This window comes from Paraglaciecola sp., assembly GCF_039943935.1.
Taxonomy (GTDB): Bacteria; Pseudomonadota; Gammaproteobacteria; order Enterobacterales; family Alteromonadaceae; genus Paraglaciecola.
In genome coordinates, this window is the sequence record NZ_JBDUZQ010000004.1 from 218,475 (window position 1) to 230,672 (window position 12,198).

Genomic DNA, 12,198 nt, shown 5'->3' on the forward strand with positions numbered 1-12,198 from the left:
TATCATTTTTTTAATTCATTTTTGGTCGTTAAGTTCATGTCACTATTAGCTATTTACCTGTTAAGTGATGTCGGTTTAATATAGTGGTATATTTGTTTTTTATTGATGCTGGTGTGAGCGTAATGTTTCGATGGTTTATAGGTATATTAGGAATATTGGCTGTAGTGATAGTTCTAAGAACGCCGTTTGTGCAGTTTTGGGTTGCTGATATTCAAAAAAAGATGGCTGATTGGATGTTTGAAGCTTCGTTAATTGTTGAGAAACAACAATTACAGAGCTTTAGAGAAGAAATTAATCCTCAAACCCAAAATTTGCGTGAGTATCAAAAAGAATATTTGCTCGATGTCACTGAAAATATGTCGTCCCTAGGGAACTTTAACCTTCATTATTGTCAGAATAATGACAAGAATCCATATATTTATGGAGATACACTGCAATACATATGTGGTGAGATCATTCGAACTGGCATTCTTGATAGATATTGATTTCTATTTAGTTTGTTAGAAGCAATGTTAGCTCGGAATTTTTAACTTTATTAGGAGCGAAAATAGTGAAGACCTCAATGGCTGCATGTTTGAGTGCAATTATTCTGATTGCAAATTTTCAACTTATGGCTGCGACACAAGTTGAAGTTCAGTGGTTAAACCCAGAAAAATATCGAGATGTGAGGCCTACCTCAGAGCCAAGAAAACGGTTTAGAGAGTCAACCTTTAAAAAGCTTGATGCTTATTTACAAGAGTTAAGTTTTAGATTACCTGCGGGTAGTAAACTATTAATGACAGTGACAGACCTAGATTTGGCTGGTCAGGTTTTACCAGCTTCTTTTGCTGGTTTAGGGCATGGTTCTTCTGAAATCAGAATTATTAATGCTGTTGATATTCCTAGAATGAGTTTTAGTTATCAACTGATGTCTAGCACGGGAGAAATCCTTCAAGAGACAGATGTTAACTTAAAAGATATGTCGTTTATGAATCGGATGCCACAAAGCTTTAGGAGTGATACTTTGGGGTATGAAAAAAGTATGTTGAAGCGTTGGTTTAATAAAGAGTTTAATCAACAAATAGCGCAAAACGTTATGAAAAAAGAGACAGCAGAATAAGATAGTTAGCCGTAAAAACTATGTCTGTTTTTACCTGCTTTTTTAGCTGCATATAAGGCTTGATCTGATTGTTTAATCAATAACTCAGATGTGGTTGATTCATTAGGTGAAGTGGTTTTTATACCTATACTTAGTGTGACATGTTTGGCCACATCGCTGTAATGATGGGGGAGTGCTTCAGCCTTCAATTCATTAATAATATGTATCGCTAGTTCTTCTGCGCCTTCTGCTGAGGTCCGCGGTAATACGCATATAAATTCCTCGCCTCCATATCTTGCAACGAAATCAGTATCTCTTTGCAATGCATTACTAATTATTCTCGATATATCCTTTAAACATGTATCCCCAGCCGAATGCCCATAGTTATCGTTGAAGAGTTTAAAGTTATCTATATCCATCAGTAATACAGAAACGCTGTATTTATCTCTCATTGCTAGCTTTATGTCATGTTGAAGGCGAATATCTAATGCCCTTCTATTTGCGATTCCAGTTAAGCCATCAGACATTGACAGGTGTTCAAGTTTCTTCTTTTGTAACTCAATAGTTTCAGTAAACGCTTTAAAAGTTATGGCTAAATCGGTGATTTCATCATTACCAGATAACTGTGTTTGCAATTCAATCCCTTGAGATTTAGTCAATACAATTTGATTGAATACACTGATTCTTTTCAACACTCTTTGTTGAAATAAAAACGAAATAATGGATAAAAATATCACTCCACCTATTAAAACAACCCCTATTAGTTGGATTTGCTTTTGGGTTTCAATCGCAGAATAAGATACCTGCTTAGTGATACGTTGCTCTGTTTTATTGGTTACAAATCCAAGCTGGGTCACATAATCTCTAATTAAACTCTGAACAAAATTAGCTTTTCCTATTGTTCGACCTGCCAAACGTAAATATTGTATTTTTAACACTTCTAAGCCATTTTCTCCAAAAAGTAAGTTTTTGAGTTTGCTTGTTAATTTTTTCTCTGTCTCTGATCTTTCTTCCTGATAAAGTTTACTTAGCTGTTGTTTTAACTGCTTAAATAAAAACCTAACTTGTTGTAGTTTATTTTCATTTAAGGCAGTGCTGACATTGACTATGGCTTGGGAAAAAATCATAGTCCAATCTGAATATGATTCACCTTTAACAGTGATTGCCTGTTTGTTTAATTCGAATAGTTGCGTTTTCAGTAACTCTATATTGTCCCTAGTTTGCTGGCGTTCATCTATCAGGTCAGAAAACTCTTCAAGTTCTATAGCGATGGTATTAAGTTGTGTATCTAAAAACTCATTTTTAAATATTTCTTTTGCGGCTTTCCGAGTATTTAGCAAGTTACTTTGCAGCTGCTCTTTTGCCAATCGTTTCGAGGCATTTGAAGACGATTGAGACAAGATATCTGTGGATTCTAACAATGATGCGGCTTGAGTATAGAGTTGGTTTATCTCTATTATATGGGGCAAAGAGATTTCTGATACATTAGTTAAGGTTGATTCAAAGCTTAGTAGCCGTGAAAATGTAAAATAGCTCAATAGAATGAATATAAACATTATGCACATAAACCCTGCACTAAATACTGTGACTAAAGAGATTCTAGGAGCATTTTTTGCAGACGGTATTATCATTTCGTTATCCGCTTTATTCTATTCTCGATACTTGGGTATATAATTTTCTGTTGTTGAATTGAACGTGTCACAATTTCGGAAATTAAAGGTTGTTTTTGCGTACTTGCTTGCTGGCGTTTTGTATTCAAAAATACACTATATTCGTCACCTCCATTCGCTAAGTAATTAGAAATGGCTAGAGTATAGGTTTTTGACGGGATGATAGGTTCTTTGTTGATTAATATTGTCTGAACTCTTTGGTTGTCAGGATTGTCGGGTCTATAAGTAAATGATAACCCTGATATTTGTAGAAATCGGCCGTTGATTTGTTGTACCTGACTAACACTATGTTCTAGTGCTTTTTTTATTTGTGCCCCAGTGATGAATAGGCCTGTTATTGTGTTTCTAAAAGGAAGCTCAGTTACGATATCATGACGAGTAATAGGGTCGCCTTTGTTATAGCTTTTTTCTCCTCTAATATCTCCTGCATTCACAAACGCTATGTCTGTTTGAAGGTAACCTCTTATGGAGTCAGCAACTAAGTTTCCAAAGGGAGCCTCTTGCGTTCTGACTAGATTTCTCGAGGTGTTAATTTGAGTGCCCCAGGTTCCAATTTGTTGACCAAGTAATCTATTGAGCCTTTGATTATATTTTTTTATTAATGATGAAGTAGTTGGATTACCTGGTAATAATGCCCTGTCCAATTTGGGCACGTCAATCATTAGATTCTTATTGTCTGAATCCGAATCCCAGCGCATCCGGAGAAGAACAAATGGAGCTCTGGTTGCGACCGAATATATTTTATTCGTTTGCTGAAATGTTGAGTTTTGCTCTGATGTTGGTAGCACTCTTAATGCAAAGTCTATTTGATTTTCACTTAATAGCGTATGGTAATAGTCTCGCTCTTTAGCGTAGGTTAAAGCGATTAAATCTACTTTTTGGGCCCTTAGAAATGCAATTTCTCGTTGTATTACGTCACGAGGATCAACGACTTGTAGCCTTTTCAGTAAATACTCAGTAACAACTTCTTCATCAAGTATTGATATAAACCCAATTTTAATATCGTTCTTTTCAGCGATATAGGTTGAAGATATTCCTTCTAAATTATTATCAGTGAGTGGATCATAGATATTGCTAGAGATAAGTGGAAAAGCAGCTTCGTAAGAGCGTAAAGTAAGTTCATCTTCAGAATAACTAAATTCTCGCTTAGTTAATGTCATTAGATCAGGTTCTAGAGTATTCAGAATATCAATGATATGCGAGCCTTTATCTAGGCTAGATAGAGGGCTAGGTCCTAAACTTCCGCCTGCAAAAGTGAATACAGTCGGGGTTTCTTCAGCTCGTACGGTCTCTAATAAACTCGCTAGGTTGGAATAAGTACCATGAGTACTTATTCCAATGTCAGGCATATTCCCAGCATAAACAAGAGTTAAATGCTTTTCTGTTGCTACAACAACTGTATTTATTAATAGTAGACTAGCAGTCGTTACAAACAATAGCTTTTGTATCAACATATTTACCTTTGTAAAGCTGTATATACTCCGCCAAAACATATCTGTTGATGCTACCTATCAGTTGATGTGAAGTGTGACCACTTGTTCTTTATTTAATCATTATAAAGACTCTATTGTGTTTTGTTGTTCCTTTAACTTATCTATTTGCATACTAAAGTCAGCTAATTTAGCTTTTTCTTTATCTATTACAGCAGCAGGTGCATTGCTAACAAATTTTTCATTACTGAGCTTGCCCTGTGTTCTCGCACAATCTTTCTCTAGTTTATCCAAAGCTTTAGCTATTCGTGTTAATTCGGCGTCTTTATCAATAAGTCCCGCCATTGGGATCATTATCTCAAGTGAGCCTAACAACGACGTGGCGCAAGCGGGTGTATCTTCACTTTCTTGAATAGGGGTGATTGCTTCTAGTTTAGCTATGGATTGCAGGAAAATATTATTTTCGTGAAGTCGTCGAATATCTTCATCTGATGCGTTACGTATTAATACAGAAAGTGGTTTGCTTGGTGCAATATCCATTTCTCCGCGTATGGTTCTTATGGCTACAACAAACCCTTTTACCCACTCTAAATCAGCCATAGCTAAAGGATCAACACTAGATTTATCATATTCAGGGTAAGCTTGATTCATTATGGTTGCGCTGTGACAATTTGCTAATACAGCAACATTTTGCCAAATGGTTTCAGTGATAAATGGCATGATAGGGTGCATTAATCTAAGTAGGGACTCTAACACCACTATTAAAGTATGACGTGTACCTCTTTGTTGCTGTTCATCACCTTTTTGTAATACTGGTTTTGTAAGCTCTATGTACCATCCACAGAATTGATCCCAAGTAAACTCATAGATGATTTTTGCTGCCATATCAAAGCGATATGTGTCCATTGCCTCACGGTAAGCTTTAATAGTATGTTGGTATTGGCCCATTATCCACTTGTCTGCTAGAGAAAGGGTCATAGCCGAGTCTGAGTCAAATCCGCAATCGTGTTCTTCGGTATTCATTAATACAAAGTTACTAGCGTTCCACAATTTATTGCAGAAGTTTCGGTAACCTTCTAGACGTTTCATATCCCAGTTTATATCACGACCTGTGGAGGCGAGGGCGGCTAATGTAAAGCGTAAAGCGTCTGTACCGTGTTGCTCAATGCCATCTGGGAATTGTTTAGAGGTTTGCTTTTTGATTTTTTCAGCCATTTTAGGCTGCATCATATTACCGGTACGTTTTTCTAATAAATCGTCTAATGAAATGCCATCAATCATATCTAAGGGGTCGATTACATTCCCTTTAGATTTAGACATTTTATTGCCTTCGTCATCTCGAATTAAGCCAGTAACGTAAACGGTTTTAAATGGGACTTGTGGTTTACCATTTTCGTCTTTGATGAAGTGCATTGTCATCATGATCATTCTGGCTACCCAGAAAAATATGATATCAAACCCAGTAACTAGCACATCGGTAGGGTGGAAGGTTTTTAAGTCCTCGGTGTTATCTGGCCAGCCTAGAGTGGAAAACGTCCATAGAGCAGATGAAAACCAAGTGTCGAGTACGTCATCATCTTGTTTGAGTTTTATATCTTTAGGTAAATTATTTTCAGCACGGACCTGTGCTTCATCTCGACCTACATAGACCTTGCCTTGTTCGTCATACCATGCAGGTATTCTGTGTCCCCACCATAGTTGGCGAGAGATACACCAATCTTGAATATCGTTCATCCAAGAAAAGTACATATTTTCGTATTGTTTAGGTACAAATTGGATTTCACCATTGGTAACGGCTTCTGTCGCTACTTTTGCTAACGGTGCTGCACGCACATACCATTGATCAGTCAGCATTGGCTCTATGACCACGCCACCTCTGTCACCATAGGGTACAGTTAAGTCATGATCTTTGATTTCTTCTAATAAACCAATTTCTTCAAATTTAGCGACCACGGCCTTACGTGCTGCAAATCTTTCTAACCCTTGGAAGGCTTCAGGTAAATCTGCATTTAACGCGTCACTGGCTTCACCATTGGTATCAAATACTTCAGCTTCTTGACGAATTTCGCCAGTGAAAGTCAAAATGTTTATCATAGGAAGTTCGTGACGTTTACCTACCTCATAATCATTGAAGTCATGGGCTGGCGTAATTTTCACGCAACCAGTGCCTTTTTCCATATCAGCATGTTCGTCACCTACTATGGGAATACGGCGGCCTACCAAAGGTAACTCGATAAATTTACCGATTAAATCCTTGTATCTGGGATCTTCAGGGTTGACTGCCACGCCTGTATCACCTAAAACCGTTTCAGGGCGAGTAGTCGCAACGATCAGATAGCCTTTGCCACTAGAAGTTTTCACTCCGTCTGCTAATGGATAACGGAAATGCCACATATGGCCTTTTTTATCTTTGTTCTCTACTTCTAAATCTGAGATGGCAGTGTGTAATTTAGGATCCCAATTAACGAGTCGTTTGCCACGATAGATAAGGTCTTCTGAATACAATTGCACGAACACTTCTTGAACCGCATTAGATAAACCGTCGTCCATGGTGAAGCGTTCTCTATCCCAATCAACAGAGGTTCCTAAACGGCGCATCTGATTGGTAATAGTATTACCTGACTCTGCTTTCCAATCCCATATCTTTTCTATGAAAGTATCTCGGCCCATTTCTTTACGAGTCGGTTGATTTTCAGCTGCTAATTTACGTTCAACCACCATTTGAGTTGCGATACCAGCATGGTCTGTTCCTACTTGCCATAATGTATTGTTACCGCACATACGTTTGTAGCGAGTTAAAGAGTCCATAATAGTTTGTTGAAACGCATGGCCCATGTGGAGGCTACCCGTAACATTAGGTGGCGGTATCATGATGCAATAAGGTTCGCCTTCACCAGACGGTTTAAATTGACCGCTGTCCTCCCAATTTTTATAAATTTCTTGTTCAATATTATGGGGATTAAAGGTTTTATCCATGGTTTTGTGTCTCATTTATGCTTGAGGCAGGTAATGTATCAAGTTGATTACCTACGGCTCTATATTGTTTATAACGTTCTCTGGCCTGCGCTTTTAAGGCTTCTAATGCAGGTACAAAGTCAATGACTTGTCTAAACTTTTGGTGAAAAGCCGGTACAGTATCAGACAAGTTTATAAGAACGGGGCGATTGAATTGAGTTGGCGTTTGCCAGCAGATTTCTACCGGTGCGCCACCAACAGGCCCTTCACCAGCTAAATTGTGTGGTACAAAAGCATCATTGGGTAATTGCCACAATAGTTCATCAAAGCTTTCAGCTTGATTTTGATCTTGGCAGTATACTATGCACTTTTGTTTTTGCCTGTAGCTGCGAGTCGCTAACAAACAAGCCAGCGCAAAATGCGCTGGCTGTTGAAGTTTTTCTTGGGTTTCATCAAGTAGATAAAACATGATGTTAGACATTCTTTAAATGGCCTTAGTCTGGTTTTTAGGGCTAGTCTTCGGTTTCTATGCCAGCCCGATTCATTAAAAACTGTGACAGCATAGGAACTGGCCTACCTGTAGAGCCCTTATTTTTGCCTCCTAGCCAGGCTGTTCCTGCAATATCCATATGTGCCCAATTGTATTTTCGGGTAAAGCGAGACAAGAAACATGCTGCAGTAATAGTGCCTGCTGGCCTGCCACCTAAGTTAGACATATCGGCAAAGGGGCTCTCGATTTGTTCTTGATACTCATCCCATAATGGTAGGCGCCAAGCCTTGTCACCACTTTGTTCAGAAGCATTGATTAATTCATGGGCTAGTGGGTTATGATTGCTCATCACACCAGTGGCGTGTTTACCTAAAGCGACAACACAAGCTCCAGTTAATGTGGCTACATCAATTACTAACTCAGGATCAAAACGTTCTACATAGGTTAGGGCATCACATAACACCAAGCGCCCTTCAGCATCGGTATTTAATACCTCAACCGTTTGCCCAGACATAGTTGTTAATATGTCTCCTGGACGGTAAGCATTAGCATCTGGCATGTTTTCACATCCAGCTAATATCCCAACAATGTTGATAGGTAAGTTCAATTCAGAAATAGTATGCATCGCACCTAATACACCGGCAGCGCCACCCATGTCATATTTCATTTCATCCATGGCTTCCCCTGGTTTGATAGATATTCCACCAGAGTCAAAGGTCAACCCTTTTCCAACAAGCACCACAGGAGCTTGGTCTTTAGGACCACCGTTATGTTCCATAATAGTCATAATAGATTCGTTTACTGAGCCACGACCAACAGCTAAGTAAGTATGCATACCTAAGTCATCCATTTGCTTTTCATTAACTGAACTTACAGTTAAGTTTGGATAGACTTCGGCAAATTGTTCAGCTTGAGTTAACAAGTATGCCGGATTACATATATTGGGTGGCATGTTGGCCACATCTTTAGCTGTTTTAGAACCGGCTGCTACAGCTAAACCATGAGCCAATGCTCGTTCACCAAGAGAGAGTTCTCTTCGAGTAGGAACATTAAATACTATTTTTCGAAGTGGGCGACGTAATTCGCCTTTTTTGGTTTTGAGCTGTAAAAATGTATATAACGAATCTTGGGTAGCTTCTACTGCTTGACGGACTTTCCAGTAGGTATCTCTTCCCTTTACATGTAGTTCAGTTAAAAAACTGACAGCTTCCATTGAACCAGTTTCATTCAACTTCTTGACTGTTCTTGATATGATTTGTTTGTATTGACGCTCGTCTAGTTCACGTTCTTTGCCACAGCCCACCAATAATACTCTTTCACTCAAAATATTAGGAACATGGTGCAGAAGTAACATTTGACCAGCTTGGCCTTCTAGGTCACCGCGCCTTAATAGGTTGCTAATGTACCCTTCGCTGATATTATCAAGTTGCTCTGCAACAGAAGTTAAACGTCTGGGCTCAAATACCCCTACTACAATACAAGCACTACGCTGCTTTTCTGGACTGCCACTTTTAACACTAAATTCCACTGTCATTCCTTATTGCATAAATTGATTGAGTCACACCACCTTTAATTGTCGAGTTTTCCAAAACTTGTAATAAAAATAAGTCAGGTTTGGGCAATGTAGTGATATTATTGTAAAATTATCCACAGCCATAGATAATCTGTAAAGATTGTTTTGGCTTAGAGCCTTAAAAATAGGCACTTGATAAATTAAACTTGTGAAAACATTAAGTTTACTTAAAATTTCGCATAGTGCCACTAAAAATACTACTTTTCTATGGATGTATTGTGCTGATTTTCCGTTATTTAGTGAAAGAAACTTTGAAGTCTCAAGCGGCTATTTTTCTGCTGCTCATGGCAATATTTGTCACGCAAAAATTCGTTAGAGTATTAGCTGATGCATCAGATGGGGATATCCCCGCTGGTCTGGTTTTGGGTTTTCTCGCCCTTAGTACACCTGTGTTAGCGTCTCTTATTTTGCCATTAAGTTTGTTTTTAGGAATTATGCTTGCTCATGGCAGGTTATATGTTGACAGTGAAATGAGTGTAATGCGCGCGTGTGGCATTAGTGAGTGGTACATTACTCGTGTGATGTTAGTGCTAGCTATTATTATGTCAATAATTACCGCATTCTTTACCTTATGGCTAACCCCATATTCAGTGGAAAGCCAATACCAGCTTGAAGAAGAAATTGGTGCAAAAAGTGGATTAACAAGTCTTATTTCTGGGAGATTTCAACAAACAGCTAATCAACAAGCAGTTGTTTTTGTGCATGATATTGATGGCAGTGGGGAGCCTTTAAAGCGAATCTTTTTAGCACAAAGAGGTAGTGATTCTGAGCTAGAGAACGTGCGCATTGTTTACGCTAAAACAGGCGGAGTAAAAGAAGAGATTGATGGTTCTGAAAAGTTAATATTGAACCATGGTAAACAATACGAAGGAAAAATCGGTCAACAAGATTACCGTGTTGTTGAGTTCGACGAATACCAAATTCAGATAGCCGAACAACAGGCTGAAAAGAAGCGGCGAAAGTTAAGTGCCTATAAAACTATTGATTTACTCCATGATCCTTCGTTAGATGCTATTTCTGAACTTCATTGGCGTATTGCTATTCCTTTATCTTTACCGTTTTTAGTTTTAATTGCTGTGCCTTTAAGTGCCGCTAATCCAAGACAGGGGCGTTTTGGAAAAATGTTTCCTGCACTTATGTTGTATCTTGGATACTTTTTAATGTTGATGGCTGGGCGTAAAGCGTTAGAAGAAGGAACCATACCTCAGCAGTTAGGTTTGTGGTGGGTTCATGGCATTCTATTTTTCATTGGTTGGATCTTACTCGTGAAAGGCCGGCCTTTAGGGATCAAATTAAGAGCTGGGTTTAAGGGTAATGCTAATGTTTAAAATTTTGGATTTTTACATTGCAAGGACATTGTTAACCACTACGGCAATGAGTTTAAGTGTTTTAGTTGGCTTGAGTGCGTTAATTAAGTTTATAGAGCAAATGCGCCAGGTGGGTAAAGGCAGTTATGACATGACTGTAGCGGGTATCTATGTATTATTAAGTTTACCTCGCGAAATTGAACAGTTTTTCCCCATGGCGACTTTGATAGGTGGCTTGATTGGGTTAGGCGTACTCGCCAGTAATAGTGAGCTGGTTGTTATGCAATCTGCAGGGCAAAGTCGCTGGAATATTGTTAATTCAGCAATGAAATCTGCACTCTTAATGGTGTTATTTGTTATGTCTATTGGAGAATGGATCGCTCCTATTACCGAAACGAAAGCCAAAGAAATTCGTACTCAGGCGATTTCTGGCGGCAGCTTGTTTGCTTCAGACAGGACAACATGGGCAAAAGATGGAGAAAACTTTGTAAGCATCGACCAAGTTCTCAATCGAGATACCTTAATTGATATTAAGATTTATGAATTCGATGACGATTTAGTCTTAAAAAAAATTACTAGTGCCAAACAAGCCATTTACAAAGAGCAACAATGGGAGTTAGAGAACGTACAACATACCTATTTAGAAGAACAAAACGTTACATATGTTGAACTAGAAAAGGGAGTTTGGAAGTCTACTTTAACACCAGACAAATTAAGTGTTGTTACCGTTAAGCCAGAAGCTTTGTCTATTCAAGGTTTGTTTGAGTATGTAAATTACCTTGAGAATAGTAGCCAAGATCCGAGTCGATACCAGTTGGCTTTATGGCGTAAAATTTTGCAACCTGTTTCAGTGGGAGTCATGCTGCTTATGGCATTGTCTTTCATATTTGGCCCCCTGAGAAGTGTAACTATGGGGGCAAGGGTTATCTTAGGAGTTTTAACTGGATTTGGCTTTTTTGTAAGTAATGAAGTATTTGGGACTCTTAGTGGTGTTTATCAATTTCCCCCCTTTATTGGTGCTGCTCTCCCAAGCTTCGTATTTGCAATGTACTCAATCTATTTATTACGAAGGACTTAAACACTGCCTAACCGTATTTATGTATTTTACGGCTAGGCCTAAACCTAGTTATTCTTGAATATTTTTCCATGAAGCATGATGGTTCGCTTCTTTGCTCAGCACTAGTATCTCTGTGTGTGTTAACCTGTCTTGTAAAGATAACTTCGATTTCACATCAAATAACACTAACAAAGTACCTAGCCCGCCTAAAGAACATACTAGTCGTAACAAAGCTCTTTTGTAACCAAAGGGTTTGTCATTGGTACTAAATAATCTAAGCCTCCAAGCTCTCATTCCAATAGTTTGCCCGCCATTGCGCCAGAACCATAGAAAAAATATCACAACCCAAAAAGTCACCCAAATTTGTAGTATCAGTGGATAAATTACAGAACTTTGCATGAGATCCATAAAGTGCTCATGAGCACCTCTAGTGATTATGTTTGCCTCAAATAATGTTAGAAGACAAATCAACATAATGAGGCCTGTACACATACCTATCGCGACAGCGACCAATATGTCATAAATCATTGCGGCTATGCGGCGGAAAAAACCTGCTCGTAAAGTTTGTTTAGTTTCGTTTATCACAAGTATTAAATCTTTTTATTCGATTAGTAGAGACAGTTTATCAGTAAAAAATT

10 protein-coding genes are annotated in these 12,198 nt (G+C 38.4%); 4 read left to right on the forward strand and 6 right to left on the reverse strand.

Annotated features, from left to right (window positions below; translation table 11 throughout):
- Positions 1–122: 122 nt before the first annotated feature.
- Complete coding sequence (locus tag ABJD71_RS02860; protein ID WP_348164247.1) at positions 123–485, forward strand: hypothetical protein; 363 nt, start codon at positions 123–125, stop codon at positions 483–485.
- 65 nt (positions 486–550) lie between these two features.
- Positions 551–1,099 (forward strand): DUF3016 domain-containing protein, encoded by a 549-nt coding sequence (locus ABJD71_RS02865; RefSeq protein WP_348164250.1) that lies wholly within the window; start codon positions 551–553, stop codon positions 1,097–1,099.
- Positions 1,100–1,104: 5 nt separating this feature from the next.
- Here the strand turns inward: ABJD71_RS02865 and ABJD71_RS02870 are convergent, their stop codons facing one another.
- The 5 genes from ABJD71_RS02870 to pepA all read right to left on the reverse strand — a co-directional run bounded on the left by ABJD71_RS02870 (position 1,105) and on the right by pepA (position 9,151).
- Positions 1,105–2,709 carry a diguanylate cyclase gene (locus tag ABJD71_RS02870; protein ID WP_348164253.1) on the reverse strand — a complete coding sequence of 535 codons (1,605 nt, stop codon included), beginning with the start codon at positions 2,707–2,709 and terminating at the stop codon, positions 1,105–1,107.
- Positions 2,706–4,202 carry a 5'-nucleotidase C-terminal domain-containing protein gene (locus ABJD71_RS02875; RefSeq protein ID WP_348164256.1) on the reverse strand — a complete coding sequence of 499 codons (1,497 nt, stop codon included), beginning with the start codon at positions 4,200–4,202 and terminating at the stop codon, positions 2,706–2,708. Before ABJD71_RS02875 ends, ABJD71_RS02870 begins: the two co-directional genes overlap by 4 nt.
- A 99-nt stretch (positions 4,203–4,301) precedes the next feature.
- On the reverse strand, positions 4,302–7,154 hold the full coding sequence (locus tag ABJD71_RS02880; protein WP_348164259.1) for a valine--tRNA ligase: 2,853 nt from the start codon (positions 7,152–7,154) through the stop codon (positions 4,302–4,304).
- The gene (locus tag ABJD71_RS02885) at positions 7,147–7,614 is read right to left on the reverse strand and encodes a DNA polymerase III subunit chi (protein ID WP_348164263.1); all 468 of its coding nucleotides are present in this window, start codon (positions 7,612–7,614) and stop codon (positions 7,147–7,149) included. Before ABJD71_RS02885 ends, ABJD71_RS02880 begins: the two co-directional genes overlap by 8 nt.
- Positions 7,615–7,645: 31 nt before the next feature.
- The gene (gene pepA / locus ABJD71_RS02890) at positions 7,646–9,151 is read right to left on the reverse strand and encodes a leucyl aminopeptidase (protein ID WP_348164266.1); all 1,506 of its coding nucleotides are present in this window, start codon (positions 9,149–9,151) and stop codon (positions 7,646–7,648) included.
- A 263-nt stretch (positions 9,152–9,414) separates the two neighbouring features.
- Between pepA and lptF the strand changes: the two genes are divergently transcribed.
- Complete coding sequence (gene lptF, locus ABJD71_RS02895) at positions 9,415–10,524, forward strand: LPS export ABC transporter permease LptF (protein ID WP_348164269.1); 1,110 nt, start codon at positions 9,415–9,417, stop codon at positions 10,522–10,524.
- Positions 10,517–11,581 (forward strand): LPS export ABC transporter permease LptG, encoded by a 1,065-nt coding sequence (gene lptG / locus ABJD71_RS02900; protein ID WP_348164272.1) that lies wholly within the window; start codon positions 10,517–10,519, stop codon positions 11,579–11,581. Before lptF ends, lptG begins: the two co-directional genes overlap by 8 nt.
- 48 nt (positions 11,582–11,629) lie before the next feature.
- On the opposite strand, the gene ABJD71_RS02905 is transcribed toward lptG, so the two are convergent.
- Complete coding sequence (locus ABJD71_RS02905) at positions 11,630–12,088, reverse strand: RDD family protein (RefSeq protein ID WP_348164382.1); 459 nt, start codon at positions 12,086–12,088, stop codon at positions 11,630–11,632.
- Positions 12,089–12,198 lie beyond the last annotated feature (110 nt).

Excerpts from the sequence above, each read along its gene's own strand:
- ABJD71_RS02905 (WP_348164382.1), bottom strand. The coding sequence starts at position 12,088 with ATGATTTATGACATATTGGTCGCTGTCGCGATAGGTATGTGTACAGGC.
- ABJD71_RS02885 (WP_348164263.1), bottom strand. The coding sequence starts at position 7,614 with ATGTCTAACATCATGTTTTATCTACTTGATGAAACCCAAGAAAAACTT.
- ABJD71_RS02875 (WP_348164256.1), bottom strand. The coding sequence starts at position 4,202 with ATGTTGATACAAAAGCTATTGTTTGTAACGACTGCTAGTCTACTATTA.
- ABJD71_RS02860 (WP_348164247.1), top strand. The coding sequence starts at position 123 with ATGTTTCGATGGTTTATAGGTATATTAGGAATATTGGCTGTAGTGATA.
- lptG (WP_348164272.1), top strand. The coding sequence starts at position 10,517 with ATGTTTAAAATTTTGGATTTTTACATTGCAAGGACATTGTTAACCACT.
- ABJD71_RS02880 (WP_348164259.1), bottom strand. The coding sequence starts at position 7,154 with ATGGATAAAACCTTTAATCCCCATAATATTGAACAAGAAATTTATAAA.
- ABJD71_RS02870 (WP_348164253.1), bottom strand. The coding sequence starts at position 2,709 with ATGATAATACCGTCTGCAAAAAATGCTCCTAGAATCTCTTTAGTCACA.